The organism is Roseomonas sp. TF40, from assembly GCF_057219975.1.
The window spans coordinates 451,081-467,183 of record NZ_JBXVVR010000002.1 but is presented as its reverse complement, the minus strand read 5'-3'; the positions used below and the strand labels follow the sequence as shown (position 1 = coordinate 467,183).

19 protein-coding genes and 1 pseudogene are annotated in these 16,103 nt (G+C 71.6%); 11 read left to right on the top strand and 9 right to left on the bottom strand.

Annotated features, from left to right (window positions below):
- Positions 1-8: 8 nt before the first annotated feature.
- Both AC2D9U_RS08245 and AC2D9U_RS08240 read right to left on the bottom strand, forming a co-directional pair.
- Positions 9-602 (bottom strand): thiamine pyrophosphate-dependent enzyme, encoded by a 594-nt coding sequence (locus AC2D9U_RS08245; RefSeq protein ID WP_484747992.1) that lies wholly within the window; start codon positions 600-602, stop codon positions 9-11.
- Positions 603-606: 4 nt separating this feature from the next.
- On the bottom strand, positions 607-1,158 hold the full coding sequence (locus tag AC2D9U_RS08240) for a thiamine pyrophosphate-binding protein (RefSeq protein WP_484747991.1): 552 nt from the start codon (positions 1,156-1,158) through the stop codon (positions 607-609).
- Positions 1,159-1,262: 104 nt separating this feature from the next.
- Here AC2D9U_RS08240 and AC2D9U_RS08235 point away from each other — a divergent pair, with 104 nt between their 5' ends.
- The gene (locus AC2D9U_RS08235) at positions 1,263-2,621 is read left to right on the top strand and encodes an ethanolamine ammonia-lyase subunit EutB (protein WP_484747990.1); all 1,359 of its coding nucleotides are present in this window, start codon (positions 1,263-1,265) and stop codon (positions 2,619-2,621) included.
- Entirely contained in the window at positions 2,618-3,343 is a 726-nt protein-coding gene (gene eutC / locus AC2D9U_RS08230; protein WP_484747989.1) for an ethanolamine ammonia-lyase subunit EutC, read from the top strand. The genes AC2D9U_RS08235 and eutC overlap by 4 nt, the downstream gene beginning before the upstream one ends.
- Before the next feature lie 8 nt (positions 3,344-3,351).
- Here the strand turns inward: eutC and AC2D9U_RS08225 are convergent, their stop codons facing one another.
- The 6 genes and pseudogenes from AC2D9U_RS08225 to AC2D9U_RS08200 form a co-directional block, all read right to left on the bottom strand.
- Complete coding sequence (locus AC2D9U_RS08225; protein ID WP_484748370.1) at positions 3,352-3,528, bottom strand: hypothetical protein; 177 nt, start codon at positions 3,526-3,528, stop codon at positions 3,352-3,354.
- Positions 3,529-3,540: 12 nt separating this feature from the next.
- Positions 3,541-3,612, bottom strand: a pseudogene (locus tag AC2D9U_RS08220) (hypothetical protein); the annotation flags it as partial.
- A gap of 153 nt (positions 3,613-3,765) precedes the next feature.
- Positions 3,766-4,650, bottom strand: coding sequence for a DMT family transporter (locus AC2D9U_RS08215; RefSeq protein ID WP_484747988.1), 885 nt, complete (start codon positions 4,648-4,650; stop codon positions 3,766-3,768).
- A 13-nt stretch (positions 4,651-4,663) separates the two neighbouring features.
- Positions 4,664-5,644 (bottom strand): hypothetical protein, encoded by a 981-nt coding sequence (locus tag AC2D9U_RS08210; RefSeq protein WP_484747987.1) that lies wholly within the window; start codon positions 5,642-5,644, stop codon positions 4,664-4,666.
- A 29-nt stretch (positions 5,645-5,673) separates the two neighbouring features.
- Positions 5,674-5,877: a hypothetical protein gene (locus tag AC2D9U_RS08205; RefSeq protein WP_484747986.1), complete on the bottom strand. Its 204-nt coding sequence runs from the start codon at positions 5,875-5,877 to the stop codon at positions 5,674-5,676.
- A gap of 297 nt (positions 5,878-6,174) precedes the next feature.
- Positions 6,175-7,245: a LacI family DNA-binding transcriptional regulator gene (locus AC2D9U_RS08200; protein ID WP_484747985.1), complete on the bottom strand. Its 1,071-nt coding sequence runs from the start codon at positions 7,243-7,245 to the stop codon at positions 6,175-6,177.
- A 118-nt stretch (positions 7,246-7,363) separates the two neighbouring features.
- On the opposite strand from AC2D9U_RS08200, the gene AC2D9U_RS08195 reads away from it, so the two are divergent.
- The 7 genes from AC2D9U_RS08195 to AC2D9U_RS08165 all read left to right on the top strand — a co-directional run bounded on the left by AC2D9U_RS08195 (position 7,364) and on the right by AC2D9U_RS08165 (position 13,276).
- A complete protein-coding gene (locus AC2D9U_RS08195) occupies positions 7,364-8,386 on the top strand; it encodes a quinone oxidoreductase family protein (RefSeq protein ID WP_484747984.1) in 1,023 nt (340 codons plus the stop codon).
- A 21-nt stretch (positions 8,387-8,407) separates the two neighbouring features.
- Positions 8,408-9,256: a dioxygenase family protein gene (locus AC2D9U_RS08190; RefSeq protein ID WP_484747983.1), complete on the top strand. Its 849-nt coding sequence runs from the start codon at positions 8,408-8,410 to the stop codon at positions 9,254-9,256.
- Positions 9,256-9,564: a YciI family protein gene (locus AC2D9U_RS08185; protein ID WP_484747982.1), complete on the top strand. Its 309-nt coding sequence runs from the start codon at positions 9,256-9,258 to the stop codon at positions 9,562-9,564. Before AC2D9U_RS08190 ends, AC2D9U_RS08185 begins: the two co-directional genes overlap by 1 nt.
- On the top strand, positions 9,561-10,451 hold the full coding sequence (locus AC2D9U_RS08180; RefSeq protein ID WP_484747981.1) for a beta-keto acid cleavage family enzyme: 891 nt from the start codon (positions 9,561-9,563) through the stop codon (positions 10,449-10,451). Before AC2D9U_RS08185 ends, AC2D9U_RS08180 begins: the two co-directional genes overlap by 4 nt.
- Positions 10,448-11,191: an SDR family oxidoreductase gene (locus AC2D9U_RS08175; RefSeq protein ID WP_484747980.1), complete on the top strand. Its 744-nt coding sequence runs from the start codon at positions 10,448-10,450 to the stop codon at positions 11,189-11,191. Before AC2D9U_RS08180 ends, AC2D9U_RS08175 begins: the two co-directional genes overlap by 4 nt.
- A gap of 35 nt (positions 11,192-11,226) precedes the next feature.
- Entirely contained in the window at positions 11,227-12,207 is a 981-nt protein-coding gene (locus AC2D9U_RS08170; protein WP_484747979.1) for a tripartite tricarboxylate transporter substrate-binding protein, read from the top strand.
- A 145-nt stretch (positions 12,208-12,352) separates the two neighbouring features.
- On the top strand, positions 12,353-13,276 hold the full coding sequence (locus AC2D9U_RS08165) for an ABC transporter substrate-binding protein (protein WP_484747978.1): 924 nt from the start codon (positions 12,353-12,355) through the stop codon (positions 13,274-13,276).
- Here AC2D9U_RS08165 and AC2D9U_RS08160 read toward each other — a convergent pair.
- The gene (locus AC2D9U_RS08160; protein ID WP_484747977.1) at positions 13,269-14,510 is read right to left on the bottom strand and encodes a M24 family metallopeptidase; all 1,242 of its coding nucleotides are present in this window, start codon (positions 14,508-14,510) and stop codon (positions 13,269-13,271) included. The genes AC2D9U_RS08165 and AC2D9U_RS08160 overlap by 8 nt on opposite strands.
- Before the next feature lie 85 nt (positions 14,511-14,595).
- Here AC2D9U_RS08160 and AC2D9U_RS08155 point away from each other — a divergent pair, with 85 nt between their 5' ends.
- A complete protein-coding gene (locus AC2D9U_RS08155; RefSeq protein WP_484747976.1) occupies positions 14,596-15,603 on the top strand; it encodes a TRAP transporter substrate-binding protein in 1,008 nt (335 codons plus the stop codon).
- Positions 15,604-16,098 carry a TRAP transporter small permease gene (locus AC2D9U_RS08150; protein ID WP_484747975.1) on the top strand — a complete coding sequence of 165 codons (495 nt, stop codon included), beginning with the start codon at positions 15,604-15,606 and terminating at the stop codon, positions 16,096-16,098. It begins immediately after the preceding gene.
- Positions 16,099-16,103: the final 5 nt, after the last annotated feature.

The following is a 16,103-nucleotide window of genomic DNA, read 5'->3' as shown; positions in this document are numbered from 1 at the left end:
CGCCCCCCTCAGAGCTGGTGATGCGCGGCCGGGCCGAGCACGGCCTCGCGGAAGCGCGATGTGAGATAGGCGCCTTCGCGCGGCGGGAGCACGAGGGGCAGGTTGCCGACTGCGATCTTCACCACGGCGAAAAGCGGCGCGGAGGCGGCGTGGATCGCATCGCGCAGTGCGGGCACCTCGGCCAGCGTCGTGAGGGTGCGGCAATCGGGAATGCCCGCGCCGCGCGCCATGGCGGCGAGATCGACACCGTGGCGCGTCGCCGTCTCCTGCCCGCCGGTCTCGCTGTAGTGTTCATTGTCGAGCACGACGACGGAGAGGTTGGCCGGTTTCTGCACGGCGATGGTCGCCACCGCGCCGATGCCCATCAGCATCTCGCCATCGCCGGTGATCACCAGCACCCGGCGCTTCGGCTGCGCGAGGGCGAGGCCGAGGCCCATCATCGCCGCCCCGCCCATGCCGCCCCAGAGCGGGAAATTCTGAGCGCAATCGCCGATCGCGGTGATGTCCCAGGCCGAGGCGCCGAGCCCCGCCACCACCAGCAGATCGCCACGCTCGGCGAGCAGGGCGCGCACCACGTCGCGCCGGTCCGGATAGCCGCTCATCGCCTCAATCCTTCCCGAAGGTCTTGGCGCCGATCAGGCGCTGGCCGAGCAGCGTCGCCGCCGGGCGATAGGTGTTGAAGGCGAGGCGGATGGTGGCGTCCACCGTCACGCCGACATCCTCGGGCCGGTCGGCGCGGTGCACCAGCGTGCCCATCGCCTCGAGCACCGTCTGCGTCGCATGGCCCATGGGCACCTGCGCCGGGTTGAACTCGGCGAAGTCGCCGCGCATCGTCACCAGCATGGGCAGGGGCGTGCGATAGAGCGTGGCGAGGCTGAGCATGTTGATGCAGTTGCCCACGCCGGAGGATTGCATCAGCAGCACGCCCTTCGCCCCGCCCAGCCAGGCGCCGCCAAGCAGGGCCACGCCCTCTTCCTCGGTGGTCAGGGTGACGACGCGCATCTCATTGTCGGCCAGGCAGCGGCGGATGAGCCGCGCATGGCCGGCATCGGGCACCAGCGCCACCTGCGTGATGTTGTGGGCCTTGAGCGCGGCGTAGATGTGGTCCGGCCATTCGGCCGCCGCATCCGGGCGCATCTCCAGCGCAGCACGATCCATGTCATTCCCCCCAAGCGGCGGCGCATCCTCCGGCGGCGGGGGCGGGCTGGCAAGACGGGGCGGGCAATGCCATGTGGGGCGCGCAGGACAGGGATGCGGGCGGCATGGGCTTCGCGCAAAGCGTGGGTGGCACGCGCTATGTTTTCGAGGATCTGCGCCGGCTGCTGGCCTGCGCCACGCCTTTCCGCTCGGGCGATGCCCTGGCGGGCGTGGCGGCGGAGAGTGCCGCGCAGCGCGTGGCCGCGCAGCGCGCCCTGGCCGACCTGCCGCTGCGGCATTTCCTGGACGAGGCCGTGATCCCCTATGAGGATGACGAGGTCACGCGGCTGATCCTGGACAGCCACGACGCAGCCGCCTTCGCCCCCGTGGCGCATCTCACCCTGGGGGGGTTCCGCGACTGGCTGCTCGGCGAGGCCGACACCGCCGCGCTCACCGCCCTCGCGCCGGGCCTCACGCCCGAGATGGTGGCGGGGCTGACCAAGATCTGCCGCGTGCAGGATTTGATCGCGATCGCCCAGAAATGCCGGGTGGTGACGCGCTTCCGCAACACGCTGGGCCTGCCCGGCACGCTCTCCATCCGCCTGCAGCCGAACGACCCGGTGGATGACCCGAAGGGCGTCGCCGCGCAGATCCTGGACGGGCTGCTGCTGGGGGCGGGCGATGCGGTGATCGGCGTGAATCCGGCGACCGACAATGTGGACAACCTGCTGCGCCTGCTCGGTCTGCTCGATGCCGTGCGCACGCGCTACGACATCCCGACGCAATCCTGCGTGCTGGCGCATGTCACCACCACGCTGCTGGCGATGGAGCGCGGCGCGCCGGTGGATCTGGTGTTCCAATCGATCGGCGGCACGGAAGGCGTGAACCGCAGCTTCGGCGTCTCCCTCGCCTTGCTGCAGGAGGCGCATGAGGCAGCACTCGCGCTGAATCGCGGCAGCATCGGCGACAACTGCATGTATTTCGAGACCGGCCAGGGCAGCGCGCTGAGCGCGGAGGCGCATCACGGCGTGGACCAGCAGACGCTGGAAGTGCGCGCCTATGCCGTGGCGCGGCGGTTCAGGCCGCTGCTGGTGAACTCCGTGGTCGGCTTCATCGGCCCCGAATATCTCCATGACGGCAAGCAGATCATCCGCGCCGGGCTCGAGGATCATTGCGCCGGCAAGCTGCTCGGCCTGCCGATGGGGGTGGATGTCTGCTACACCAACCATGCCGAGGCCGACCAGGACGACATGGATTCGCTGCTGACGCTGCTGACGGTCGCCGGCGTCACCTATGTCATGGGCGTGCCGGGCGCGGATGACACGATGCTCGCCTATCAATCCACCTCCTTCCATGACGGGCTCTATGCGCGCGCCGCGCTGGGCAAGCGCCCCGCGCCGGAATTCGCGGGATGGCTCGCGCGCATGGGCCTCGCGGAGCGCACGCCGGAGGCGCTGCCCATGCCGGTCGCGGGGCTGCTGTGAGCACGCCGACGCGCTGGTCCGAGTTGCGCGCGCACACCGCCGCGCGCGTGGCGCTCGGCCGGGTGGGCAATGGCTTGCCCACGGCGGCGCATCTCGATTTCCAGGAAGCGCATGCCCGGGCGCGCGATGCGGTGCATTCGGCGCTCGATGTCGTGGCGCTGCAGGCCGCGCTCGCCCTGCCGAGCCTGGTCGTGGCCAGCGAGGCGCCGGATCGCCGCGCCTATCTGCTGCGCCCCGATCTCGGCCGCAGGCTGCGCGACACCGCGCTGCCCGCGACCCCGGGCGCCTTCGTCTTCGTCGTCGCCGATGGGCTCTGCGCCAGCGGCGTGCAGACCCAGGCGCCGCCGCTGGTTGCCGCCGCCGCGCCGCTGCTGCGCGCCGCAGGGCTCGTGCTCGGCCCGGTGGTGATCGCGCAGCAGGCGCGCGTGGCCATCGGGGATGCGATCGGCGAGGCGATGCAGGCCGGCTTCGTCGCCGTGCTGATCGGCGAACGGCCGGGCCTGACGGCGCTGGACAGCATGGGCATCTACCTCACCCACGCGCCGCGCCGCGGGCGCACCGATGCCGAGCGCAACTGCATCAGCAACATCCGCCCCGGCGGGCTCGGCAGCCGGGAGGCGGCGGAGAAGCTGCTCTGGCTGACCGGCGCGGCGCGGCGGCTCGGCGCCACGGGTGTGGCGCTGAAAGACGAACAGCCCGAGACGCCGCGCCTGCCGGGTTGATCAGCCGATCAGGTCGGTTGCCGCAAAGGCGGCGCCGGGCTGCAGGCGGCAGAGAAGGCCGCCGCTCCGATGAAGGTGAAGGCCTGGTCGCCCGCGACACCCGCCACGGCATCGATCGCCGAGAGGTCCAGCAGGTCGTCGCCGCCCTCGCCTTCCAGGGTGTCGGAGTAAGCGTCGCCGAACACCGTGTCGGCGCCGTCACCGGCGCGGACCGTGTCGCGGCCGCCCCCCGGCGACGATACGGTCCTCGCCGCTGGTGGCCACGCCACCCTGCACGCTTTCGGACACACTGGCGGTGGTGATGAGATCGCCCCAGGAAGTTCCCGTGATGATGGCCATGGCTGCCCCCTCAGGTTCGTCAGCCATGAAAACTACCGCAGCGTTAGTCGCGCCGCCGAGGTATCGATGCAAGAAGCGTATATTCAGTGCCGACGGCCAAGACGGTCCGCGAAGGCCACCACGGCCGCTGCGCCAACGATGATGGCGCATCCGGCAAGCCCGCTCAGCCCCGGCACCACCCCGAAGACCAGCAGATCCAGCAGCAGCGCCCAGAGCATGGCCGCATATTCGAAGGGGGCGAGCAGCGAGATCGGCGCGCGCGCCACCGCCTCGGTCATGCAGATCTGCGCCAGCCCGCCGGTGAGCCCCGCGCCGACCAGCCAGAGGAACCCCGAATCGGACACCGTGGCCCAGCCGAAGGGCCAGGTCGCCAGCCCGCCCAGGCCGCAGATGAGGGCGAAGTAGAAGGTGATGGTGCCGGGCAATTCGGTGGCGGTCAGGCGCTTCACCTCCACCTTTGCGCCGATCGTCACCGCCGCGTTGAGCAGCCCCGCGCCGATGCCGATCAGCGTGCCGGTCGCGAGCGCCGGCCCGGTCAGCGCCGGGGCGAGCATGATGAGCACACCCAGGAACCCCGCCAGCGCCGCCCCACCCACCAGCCAGCCCGGCCGCTCCCGCAGCGCGACCATCGCCACCGGCACGGCCAGCAGGGGCGCGAGGAAAGCGAGTGCCGTGGCCAGCGCCAGGGATAGCTCCGCCAGGGCGATGAAGGAAAAGAACATCGAGGCGCAGCCATAGAGGCTGCGGCGCAGATGGCTGAGCGGGTGGCGCGTGCGCAGCCCGTGCCGCAACTGCCCGCGCAGCGCGAGGTAGAGCAGGATCGGCACCAGCGCCCAGAGGCTGCGGTGGAACACGATCTGCCCCACCGGCGCCTCGCTGGCGGCGAGCGCCACGCAGAGCGACATCAGCGCGAAGAGCAGCGTGGCGGCCAGGCGCAGCAGGATGCCCCAGCCGGCGGGGCCGATCATGCCGCGCGCCGGATCATGCGAGGCGCCTTGCCGTGCCGAAGAGCCGCATCGTGCCATCGGGGTCGGCGGCGAGCGGCGCGGTGCCGCCGGGCATGTGCACCAGCACGCGCGGCCCGGCGACGAGTCCCAGGCGCAGCGCCGCGCTCGCGACCGCGGTGGCGCTGGTGCCGGAGGATTCCGTCGGCCCCTCGCCGCGTTCGAAGACGCGCGCGGCCAGGCTGCCATCGGCGCGCGGCGCCGCCCATTGCAGATTGATCCCGGCCGGGCAGGGGTCGCCCTCCCCCTGGCTGCCGGCCGCGAAGGCGATGCGGGTCAGCGCCGCCTGCAGCGCGGGGGTGCGCAGCGCGGCCATGGCCGGCAGTTCGGCCTCGGTCGGGAGGAAGGTGACGGCGTGGGGGTTGCCGATGCGCACGAAGACGGTGCGCGCCCAGGCCGGGTCGAGCGCGGCGAGGCGCTTCACCGTCACCAGCGGCGCCTCGGCCAGGGGGATCACGCCCGCCGGCAAGGCCGCCACCGCCGCCGGGCCGAAGCTCGGGCGGCCAAGCTCAAGCCAGATGCCGGGCTGGCCGGCCTCGGTGCCGCGCGTGACCGTCACCGGGCCGGGGCTCGGCGTGGCGCCGGCATGGTGCACGCGCAGCGTCACGGGCGTGTCGGGCGGCAGCCTCCCGTCCTCGGCCAGGGCGGTGGCGAAAATGGTCAGCCCATTGCCACTGCGCTCGGCCAGGGTCGCATCGGTGTTCACGATCAGCAGGTCGAAGGGCGGCGTGGCCTGGAAGGGGCCGACCAGCAGCCCGTCCGAGCGGTGCGGCTTCGCCCCGGCCGGAATCGGGCCGGGCCAGCCGCAGGTGGCGGCAATGGCCGCCGGTGCCCAGGCGGCGTGGCTGCGGGCGGCGGCCTCGGGCCCGGCGGTAAGGCCAAGGGCAGTGGGGGGGATGACAGCGTAGAGATTGCCGCGGGCGTCGTAGAGGCGCGCGGGCAAGACGGGGGCGTGCATGCCACCCTTCTAGCCCGGGATGGGTCGGCTCAGTAGAGCGCGGTGACCGCGACGGCGATGAGGACGACGATAACCACGAGGGAAGCGCCGGCGCGCAACAGCTCCTCGCCCTTCTCCTTGTCGAGCAAGGGCGGAGCCGGGCGCCGCGGCTGCGGCGTCGTGGAAGCCGGCACATCCGCATAGGGATCGTGCAGCCCCAGGAACTCCGATTTCGGCCGCCGCGCCTGAGACATTAAGGGTCCGTTGTCAGGAGATGATCGAGGAATACTCGGTTAGTGGGTGCACGAAAACATATCGTGGGTTGCAAACCAAGCCTCCTATTGGGCGGGGGGCCAGGCAGCAGCCGGAGGTGATTCGGGCGCCGAGGAAGAAATTTCTCGAAGACCCCCCTGGACAGAGGGAGTCTGCTGCGAAAACCCCCGAGGACCCGTGGATAAAATGACGAATCGTCTCATTTTTCGCGCAGGCCTGCCCTTCTACACGCTTCTGTGTGCGCGCGCGGAAAATCTCGGCCCCGCCAGGGCTCCCTATCAACTCGCCGTGAAGGGCGGCGCCGTCGAGGCGCGCACCACCAGCTCCGGCACCAGGCGGATATCCTGGCGCGGCGCCTCCGGGGCCGCGATCTCGGCCAGCAGCAGCCCCGCCGCCTCCCGCCCCATCGCCGCATGCTGGATGCGCACCGTGGTCAGCGCCGGGTGGATGCGGTCCACGAAGGGCATGTCGTTGAAGCCGGTGACCGAGACATCCCGCCCCACCTGCAGCCCCGCCGCCGCCAGCGCGTCGTAGATGCCCAGGCAGAGCATGTCGTTGGCCGCCACCACGGCGGTGAAATCCGCCCCGCTTGCGAGCAGCGCCGCCATCGCCTCGCGCCCCGCCTCGACGGTATAGGCCCGCGCCGCCTGGATCGGCGCGCTGGCGGGGTCGAGCCCTGCGGCCTTGAGCGCGGCGCGGAAGCCACCGCGCCGGTCAGCGGCGGTGGAGACACCCGGCGGGCCGGCCAGATGCGCGATCCGCCGATGGCCCAGCGCCACCAGATGGGCCACCACCAGGCCGATCCCGTGCCGGTCGTCATTCGTCACGGCCGAGGCGCCGGCCTGCTGCATGCCACCGGGCAGGCGCCGGTTGATCAGCACCGCCGGGATGCCCAGCCGCGCGCAGAGCGCCAGCGCCTCGCTGCCCTCGGCGGCGGAGGCCAGCATCAGGCCATCGACCAGGTGCGTCGCCATGCGCTCGATCAGCAGGGTCTCGCGCGCCTTGTCGTTGTCGGTGTTGGCGACCAGCGTGGCATAGCCTTCCGCGGCCAGCTTCGCCTCGGCGGCGCGCACGATGGGCGGAAAGATCGGGTTCACCAGATCGGGCACGAGGATGCCGATGGTCCGGCTGCGCCGCGTGCGCAGCCCCGCCGCCAGCATGGAGGGCCGCCAGCCCAGGCTGTCTGCCGCCGCGGTGACGCGCAGCGCCACCGCCTCCGTCACCATGCCGCGCGTCGCCGGGTTCAGGGCGCGCGAGACGGTGGAGGCGTGCACGCCCGCGAGGCGAGCGACATCGGCGATGGTGGCGCGCGGCGCCTCGGTGGCGCGGGCAGGGCGACGATTCGACATGGGCGCCACCCTAGCCGCTTTACGCAGGTGCGGAATGGTGCAATCGATTGCAGAAATCGCTTGACCCATCCCGCCCGCCCCGCCTATGCCGGGCCACGTTCAAGAGGACCCCTTCGCCATGCCCGACGCGCCCTTGGCCGCGCCCCCGCTCGCCACCTTGCCCAGCCGCGCGCCCGCGCTGCGCTTCGACGCCTTCGGCGGGCCGGAGGTGCTGCACCTGGCCGAGATGGCGATCGCCGCGCCGGGGCCGGAGGAGGCGCTGGTCGCCGTCCGCGCGGCCTCGGTGAACCCCTCGGATGTGAAGAACGTGGCCGGGCGCATGCGCCAGACCGTGCCGCCGCGCACGCCCGGGCGCGACTATGCCGGGGTGGTGGTGGCCGGCCCGGCCGAGTGGCTCGGCGCCGAGGTCTGGGGCACGGGCGGCGACCATGGCTATCTGCGCGATGGCAGCCACGCCGCCTATCTGCGCGTGCCCGTGGCCGGGCTGCGCCGCAAGCCGGCCAATCTCAGCTTCGCCCAGGCGGCTTCGGTGGGCGTGAACTACGTCACCGCCTGGATCGGCCTCGATTATGCGCAACTCGCCGCGGGCGAGACGCTGCTGGTGATTGGTGCCACGGGCGGCGTGGGCGGTGCGGCCTGCGGCATCGGCCGCGGCAAGGGTGCCCGGGTGATCGCCGCCGTGCGCGGCGAGGCGCCTGCCGACAGCCCGGCCCGGCACGCGCAGCCCGACTTCATCGACATCGCGGCCGGCGACCTCGCCGCGCAGATCGCCACGCTGACCGGCGGGCGCGGCGTGGACGTGGTCTATGATTGCGTCGGCCGGCCCGACCTGACCGAGTCAGCACTCGGCGCGCTCGCCTTCCGTGGCCGCATGATCGTCATCGCCGGCACGCCGGGCGAGCAGGTGAAGTTCGAGCTGATCCCCTTCTACCGCCGCGAATGCCGCCTGATCGGCGTGGACAGCCTCAAGCGCGGCACCGCCGAATGCGCGCCGATGATGGAGGCGCTGCGCCCCGGCTTCGAATCCGGCACCTACCCCGCCCCCGTGATCGCCGAGGCCTATCCGCTGGCCCAGGGCGCGGCGGCCTATGCCGCCGTCGCGCGGGGCACGCGCGGGCGTGTCGTCATCGAAATGCGCTGAACCCGCAGGAGGAACCCAGACATGGCCGACGGCCACATCACCTATACCAGCGAGAACCTGACCGAGGCCGTGCTGGGCCGCATCGCGCCCGATGCCAGCCCGCGCATCCGCCAGCTCATGACCGGGCTGATCACCCATGTGCATGACTTCGTGCGCGAGGTGGAGCTCACCCCCGAGGAATGGGAGCAGGCGGTCGGCTTCTTCACCGAGCTCGGCCGCTGGTGCGACGACAAGCGGCAGGAGGTGATACTGCTCTCCGACATCCTCGGCGTCTCGATGCTGGTCGATGCCATCGCGCACCGCACCCATGCGAGCGTGAGCGAAACCACCGTGCTCGGCCCCTTCCACCGCGAGAATCCGCCGGTCATGCAGAACGGCCAGCAGATGTCGCCGGGCGTGGAGGGCGAGCCGCTCGAGGTCGAGATCCGCGTGCTGGATGAGCAGGGCCAGCCGATCGAGGGCGCGCAGGTGGATGCCTGGCACACCTCGCCCGAGGGCTTCTACGACAGCCAGCTCGGCGACGAGCACTCCATGCGCGGGCGTTTCCGCACCGATGCCCAGGGCGTCGTCGCCTTCCCCACCGTCGTGCCCGCCGCCTATCCGGTGCCGCATGACGGGCCGGTGGGGCGCGTGCTCGCCGCGATGGGGCGCGGGCCGATGCGCCCGGCGCATGTGCATTTCTGGATCAAGAAGGAAGGCTATCGCGACCTCATCACGCATATCTTCAAGGATGGCGACCCCTATCTGCATGAGGATGCGGTGTTCGGCGTGAAGGCCTCGCTGGTCACGGATTGGGAGGCCTCGAAGCGCGAGGGCAAGCCCGCGCGCCTGACCTATGAATTCCGCATCCCCCGGCTGGAGGCCGCCTGATGCTCTTCCTGATCCATTGCACGCAGAAGCCGGACGGCCAGGCGATCCGCGACGCGCATTACGACGCCCACCGCGCCTATCTCCAGGCGAGCCCCGTGGACATCAAGCTCGCCGGGCCGATGGTCGATGATGCGGGCGACAAGCGCATCGGCAGCGTCTTCATCGTGGACGTGCCCGACCGCGCGGCGGCGGAGGCGTTTTCCGCCGGCGATCCCTTCAGCAAGAATGGCCTGTTCGAGCGCGTGATCATCACGCGCTTCCTCGACATCACGCGGGGCAAGCCCGCCTTCGGAGGCCCCTCCAAGTGAAGCGCAAATACATCCTCACCTGCGCGGTGACCGGCAACATCACGACGCCGGAGCAGACGCCCTATCTGCCCATCACGCCCGAGCAGATCGCCAATGCCGCGATCGAGGCCGCGAAGGCCGGCGCGGCGGTGGCGCATATCCATGTGCGCGACCCGGAGACGGGCAAGCCCTCCATGTCGCTCGACCTCTACAAGGATGTCGTGGACCGCATCCGCTCCTCCGGCACCGATGTGGTGATCAACCTCACCACCGGCCCGGGCGGGCGCTTCGTGCCGGATCGCGACAACCCCCGCAACGCCGCCGCCGGCAGCACGCTGCTGCCGCCCGACAAGCGCGTGGAACACATCGTGGCGCTGAAGCCCGAGATCGCGACGCTCGACCTGAACACGATGTGGTCGGGCAGCGCGGTGGTGATCAACGCGCCCTGGTCGGTGACGCGCATGGCGGAGCTGATCTATTCCGCCGGCACCATCCCCGAGCTCGAGGTCTTCGATTCCGGCGACATCGGCCTCGCCAAGCACCTGATGGAACAGGGCGTGCTGAAGGGCCCCTGCCTGTTCCAGGTCTGCATGGGCATCCGCTGGGGCTTCGACTGGAATCCCGAGACGCTGAACTATGCGCGCTCCATCATCCCCGCCGGCAGCCCCTGGGCCGCCTTCGCGATCGGGCGGATGGAGTTCCCGATGCTGATGCAGGCCTGGCTGCTGGGCGGGCATGTGCGCGTGGGCCTCGAGGACAACATCTACCTCAACAAGGGCGAGCTGGCGGTGAGCAACACGGTGCTCGTCGAGCGCGCGGTGCGGCTGCTGCGCGAGTTCGGCGCCGAGCCGATGACCGCCGCCGAGGCGCGTGCCGAACTCTCCAAGGTCGGCGGGTGGTCGCGGTGAGCCACGGGGTTCTGGTTGTCACCGGGGCCGGTCGCGGCATCGGCGCGGCCATCGCGAAGGCCGCCGCGGCGGATGGCTGGAGCGTCGCGGTGAATTATGCGCGCGACGCCGAAAGCGCGAAGGCCACCGTCGCCGCCATCGCGGCAGCCGGCGGCACCGCGCGCGCAATCCAGGCCGATGTGCAATCCGAAGCCGGCATCGCCGCGCTGTTCGAGGCCGCCGACGCCATGGGGCCGCTGCGCGGCCTGGTCAACAATGCCGGCGGCAGCGCCGAGGCGAAGATCGCCGACATCACCGCGGCCGAGTACGACCGCATGATGGACGGCAACCTCCGCACCACCGTCTTCTGCTCGCGTGAGGCGGTGCGCCGCATGGCCACCGATCGCGGTGGTTCGGGCGGCGTCATCGTGAACATCGGCTCGCGCGCCTCGGTGCTCGGCGGGCAGCCCGGGCGGGTGATGTATGCGGCCGCGAAGGGCGCGGTGGATGGCTTCACGGCAGGCCTCGCCAATGAGGTCGGCAAGCTCGGCATCCGCGTCTGCTGCGTGCGGCCGGGCGTGATCCGCACCGAAAGCCATGAGGCCCGCGCGGGGGCGGAGCGGCTCAAGACCATGACCGCCGCCATCGCGCTGGGCCGCCCCGGCGAGCCGGAGGAAGTGGCCGGGCTGGTCGCCTTCCTGCTCTCCCCGGCCGCCTCCTACATGACCGGCGCGCTGGTGGACATCGGCGGCGGGCGCTGACAAGTTTGCACATCATCACCGGAGGAAAACGAGCCATGTCGATGAACCTGATGCGCCGCGCGCTGCTCGGCGCCGCCCTGGCCCTGGGGGCTGCGCCCGCCATGGCGCAGTCCTTCCCCACCCAGCCGCTCAACATGGTGATCCCCTTCGCGCCCGGCGGGCCCACCGACGTGGTCGGCCGGCTGCTCGCCGATGTGATGGGGCGCGATCTGGGCCAGCAGGTGGTGGTGCAGAATGTCGGCGGCGCGGGCGGCACCATCGGCGTGCAGCGCGTGGTGCAGGCGCGCAATGACGGCCACACCATTCTCTACACCAATATCGGCATCGCCACGCAGCCGACGCTGTATCGCCGCCTGCCCTACAACCCGGTGACCGACCTCGAGCCCTTCGGCCTGGTGACGCCGACGCCGATGATCATCTCGCTGCGCCCGGATTTCCCCGGCAACACGCTGGCCGATTTCATCGCCTTCGCGCGCGAGCGCCGCGACGGCGTGAACCTGGCGAATGCGGGCCTGGGTTCGGCCAGCCAGCTCTGCGGCACGCTGCTGCAGGCGCAGCTCGGCATCAACTTCACCACCGTGCCCTTCACCGGTTCCGGCCCGATCTTCCCGCAGCTGATGGCCGGGCGGCTCGACGTCTATTGCGACCAGACCACCTCCTCGCTGCCCTTCGTGATGGACAACCGCATCAAGGGCGTGGCGATGGCGACCTCGGCGCGGCTGCCGGAGGCACCGAACGTGCCGACCGCCGCCGAGGCCGGCCTGCCGGGCTTCGAGGTCAGCATTTGGCACGGCATGTACGCGCCGCGCGGCACGCCGCGCCCGGTGATCGACCGCCTGAACGCCGCCCTGCGCGTGGCGATCCAGGATCCTGCGGTGGTGGCGCGCCTCAACAGCCTCGCCAGCCCGCCCGAGCCGCTGTCGCGCGTGACGCCGGAGGCGCATCGCGCGCATCTCGTCGCCGAGATCGCGCGCTGGCGCCCGATCCTGGAAGCGGCGGGCCAGTTCGCGGATTGATGACGATGGCCCCTTCGCGCGAATTGCGGATCGCGAAGCGATCCGAGGCGCCGAAGGGCGCCCGCCGCTCATGCGGCGAGCCAAGCCCGCGGAGCGGGCGCCCGGCGCTTGAGGGCACCGATACGATGCCAAGGAGTCACGGCAAGTGACCGTTGGCATGGCGCCGGTGAGGTTGAACATTGTCGCCTTCGCCGGCGCCTCGAATTTGCCGCTCTGGGCCGGGCAGGAGCAGGGCCTCTTCGCGGCGCAGGGCATCGACCTCGCGCTGTCGCTGACGCCGAACTCCAAGGCGATGGCGCGCGACCTGCATGAGGGGCGCTGCGACCTCGCGCTGACCTCGGTGGACAACATCGTCGCCTATGATGAAGGCCAGGGTGAGGCCGAGCTCGGCGGCCCGGCCGATTTCGTCGCCCTGTTCGGCGTCGATGACGGCATGCTGAACGTGATGGCGTCGGCGGATGTTGCCACGCTCGCGGATCTGCGTGGGCGCACCGTCTCGGTCGATGCCATGACCACCGGCTTCGCCTTCGTGCTGCGCGAGATCCTGGGTGACGCCGGAGTGGCCGACACCGTCGAGTGGGTCGCGGTCGGCGGTGGCGCGCAGCGCCTCGCCGCGCTGCTCGAAGGCGCGCAGGCCGCCACGCTGCTGAACACGCCGCTCGACCTCGCGGCCGAGGCGCGGGGCTTCCGCCGGCTCGCGCGGGCGCGCGACGTGATCGGCCCCTACCAGGGCATCGTCGCCGCCGTGCGGCGCAGCGCGGTGGCGGAAAAGCGCGCGGCCTTCATCGCCTTCGCCCGGGCGTTCCGCGCGAGCATCGCCTGGCTCGATGCGCATCGCGAGGAAGCCGCGGCGATCCTGGCCGCGCGCGCCAACATGCCGCTGCCCGTCGCCACGCGCGCCACTGCCGCGCTGCTCGACCCCGCGCGCGGCCTGTTCCGCGACCTGCGCATCGATGCGGAGGGTCTGCGCACCGTGCTGCGCCTGCGCAGCGCCCATGCGCAGCCGCGCAAGGCGCTGTCCGACATCACCCGCTATCTCGACCTGTCGGTGCTCGACGCGATCAGCTGAGTTCGACAAGCTCGCGCGACAGCCCCGCGCCGGCGAGGGTCTCGGCGCCATCTTCCGTGATCAGCAGCATGTCCTCGACGATGAAGCCGCCGAGCCCGTCGAGATACCAGGGCATCTCGAAGGCCATCACCATGCCCGGCTCCAGCACCACATCGCTGTCGGCGGCGGTATAGGGCCACTCCTCCGACCAGATGGAGGCGCCGAGGCCATGGCCGAAATGGCCGCGCGCATAGCTCGGGAAACCCGCCGCGTGCACCGCGCCGATGCAGGCCGCGTGGATGTCCTTGAGCCGCGCGCCCGGCTTGAACAGCGCGCGCCCGACCTCGAAGCCTTCGCGCAGCGCCGCGTAGATCTCGCGCGCCTGGCGCGGCGCGGGGCCGAGGGTGAAGGTGCGCGCGAGGTCCGCGGAATAGCCGCCCACCACCGCGCCGACATCCACCTTCACCACATCGCCGCGCGCGAGCCCGCCTGCGCTCGACCAGGGCGAGGTGCCGAAGCCGACATACTCCCAGGCCGTGACACCGGCCCGCCCCCCCGCCTGCGCCTGCACGAGGTCCAGGAAACGCCGGCCAAGCGCCGCGCGCGTTGCCCCTTCGCGGATTTCGGGAATCAGCGCGGCGAGTGCCGCTTCGGTCAGCGCGCCGGCCTCGCGCAGCAGGGCGATCTCGCCCGCCGATTTATGCGCGCGCAGGCGCTCGATCATCGCGCTGGCATCGTGGAGCGTGGCCGGGGCGAGCGCGGCCTCCAGCGCCGGCAGGTCGGCCGCCGGCACGGCGGAGAGCTCCACGCCGATGCGCGCCGCCCCCAACCCCTGCGCCACGAGCAGTGCGCGCAACTCGCGCAGCGCCAGCGCGCGGTCGAAGGTGGCGGGGCGTGCGAAGCCGGGCGGGCGGGTCGCCGTGGCGCGCGCCACCAGCGCCGCGGCGCTGTCATCCGAGGGCAGGAAGGCGCGCAGATCGCCGGTTTCGGGCCAGATGGCGTGGCGGTGCAGCGGCGCGCAGCCTGCCGCCTCGGCGCCCGCCGCGAAGAGATCGCTGGCCACGGCGCCGACGGATCGCGCCGGATCGGCCGGGATCACCGCCATGGCGGCCCCAAGCCTTCGCCAGCCGGCGGCGACACCCGCCGGGGCGCCGGTGGCCCACAGGAAGGTCTCGGGCGCGCAGACCAGCAGCGCATCCAGCGCGGCCTGCTGCATCAGGCGCGCGGCGCGCGCGCGATCGACATGTCCTGGCATGGCGGCATGGCAGGGCGCGGCGGGGCCGTTGTCAACCGCCGCAACCCCCGCCTATCGTGCTGCCAACCCTGCCGGAGAAAGCCCCATGCGCAAGATCCTCCTCGGTGCCCTCGCCGCCTTGCTCGGCGCCGGCGCCGCCTCGGCCCAGAATGTCGAGTGGCGCTTCCACAACAGCTACGCGCCGACGCGCATCGAGAGCCAGCATGTGCGCGAGCTTGCCGCCGATCTGCGCACGCGCACCAATGGCCGCTTCACCCTCAACGTCTTCGAGGGCAATGCGATGAACCTGCGCGACGCCGATGCGCTGCGCACGATGCAGACCGGCACGCCGGAGATGAGCTTCATCTGGTCGCCCTTCCTGGGGCGCGACGATGCGGCGATGTCCTCCATCCTCGTCTTCGGCCTGATCCGCAACGAGGCCGAACTCACGCGCGTCATGCCCGCGCTGCAGCAGAGCCTGAACGAGGGCATCCGCCGCTGGAACATCGAGCCGGTGGGCTTCATGCAGCTCGGCCTGCTCGATGCCTCGATCTTCTGCCGCAACCCGGTGCGCTCGCTGGAGGAACTCCGCCGCGTGAAGCTGCGCGTCGGCTCGCGCGAGCAGGTGGAGACCTTCCGCGCGCTCGGCGTCGCCGCGCAGATCGTGCCGCAGCAGGAGCTCTACAGCGCCATGCAGACCGGCGTGGTGGATTGCGCGCTCTATCCGCCGCGCATCCTGCACACGGTCAGCCTGCAGGAGGTGGCGAAGCACGGCATCTCCACCGGCTTCGCCTTCCCGCCCACGCCCTATGTGGTGATGGCGCACCAGGCGCGCTTCCGCGCCCTCTCGGCCGAGAACCGCACGCATCTGACCGCCGCCGTCAGCGCGATGGAAGCGCGCAGCGCGCGCTTCGCGCAGGATGCCGCGGATGACGAGGCGGCGCGCGAGCGCCTGCGCGGCCAGGGCGTGACGTTCCACGGCACGCTGACCGAGGCCGAGCAGATGGCGATCCGCACCGCGGCCCTCGCCACCTGGGACACGCTGATGCGCGAGGCCGGCGGGCAGGGCCCGGCCTGGCGCGCGCGCATCCAGTCCGCCCTCGGCGCGAACTGAGTGCAGGCGGTCGATCGCGCGCTGCTGCTGGTTTCGCGCGGGCTGCTCGCGCTCTCGGCGGCCTGCTGTGCGGCGATCCTCGGGCTGGTGGTGGCGGCGGTGGTGATGCGCTACGCCATCGCGGCACCCTTCCGCTTCACGGAGGAATTGTCGGGGCTGCTGCTCTCGGCCCTGGCCTTCCTCGCGCTGCCCTTCGCCATGGCGGGCAATGCGAATATCCGCGTGACCCTGGTGACGGAGCGCCTGCCGCCGCTCGCGCGCCGCATCGCCTGGGTGATCGGGCAGGCGATCATGGTCGCCTTCTGCCTGGTCTTCGCCTGGGAGAGCTATGGGCTGGCGGAATTCACCTGGCGGCTGAACCTGATGAGCGAACAGGCGCGCCTGCCGCTCGGGCCCTGGGTGGCGCTGATGCCGGCCTGCCTGGGCTTCACCGCACTGATCGCGGCCTGGGTCGGGCTGCGGCCGCCGCCTGAAGAGAAGGCCGCGCATCTGTGATTTGG

Coding starts and splice junctions, on each gene's coding strand:
- AC2D9U_RS08245 (WP_484747992.1), bottom strand. CDS start 602: ATGAGCGGCTATCCGGACCGGCGCGACGTGGTGCGCGCCCTGCTCGCC.
- AC2D9U_RS08240 (WP_484747991.1), bottom strand. CDS start 1,158: ATGGATCGTGCTGCGCTGGAGATGCGCCCGGATGCGGCGGCCGAATGG.
- AC2D9U_RS08235 (WP_484747990.1), top strand. CDS start 1,263: ATGGGCTTCGCGCAAAGCGTGGGTGGCACGCGCTATGTTTTCGAGGAT.
- AC2D9U_RS08215 (WP_484747988.1), bottom strand. CDS start 4,650: ATGATCGGCCCCGCCGGCTGGGGCATCCTGCTGCGCCTGGCCGCCACG.
- AC2D9U_RS08210 (WP_484747987.1), bottom strand. CDS start 5,644: ATGCACGCCCCCGTCTTGCCCGCGCGCCTCTACGACGCCCGCGGCAAT.
- AC2D9U_RS08205 (WP_484747986.1), bottom strand. CDS start 5,877: ATGTCTCAGGCGCGGCGGCCGAAATCGGAGTTCCTGGGGCTGCACGAT.
- AC2D9U_RS08200 (WP_484747985.1), bottom strand. CDS start 7,245: ATGTCGAATCGTCGCCCTGCCCGCGCCACCGAGGCGCCGCGCGCCACC.
- AC2D9U_RS08195 (WP_484747984.1), top strand. CDS start 7,364: ATGCCCGACGCGCCCTTGGCCGCGCCCCCGCTCGCCACCTTGCCCAGC.
- AC2D9U_RS08190 (WP_484747983.1), top strand. CDS start 8,408: ATGGCCGACGGCCACATCACCTATACCAGCGAGAACCTGACCGAGGCC.
- AC2D9U_RS08185 (WP_484747982.1), top strand. CDS start 9,256: ATGCTCTTCCTGATCCATTGCACGCAGAAGCCGGACGGCCAGGCGATC.
- AC2D9U_RS08170 (WP_484747979.1), top strand. CDS start 11,227: ATGTCGATGAACCTGATGCGCCGCGCGCTGCTCGGCGCCGCCCTGGCC.
- AC2D9U_RS08160 (WP_484747977.1), bottom strand. CDS start 14,510: ATGCCAGGACATGTCGATCGCGCGCGCGCCGCGCGCCTGATGCAGCAG.
- AC2D9U_RS08155 (WP_484747976.1), top strand. CDS start 14,596: ATGCGCAAGATCCTCCTCGGTGCCCTCGCCGCCTTGCTCGGCGCCGGC.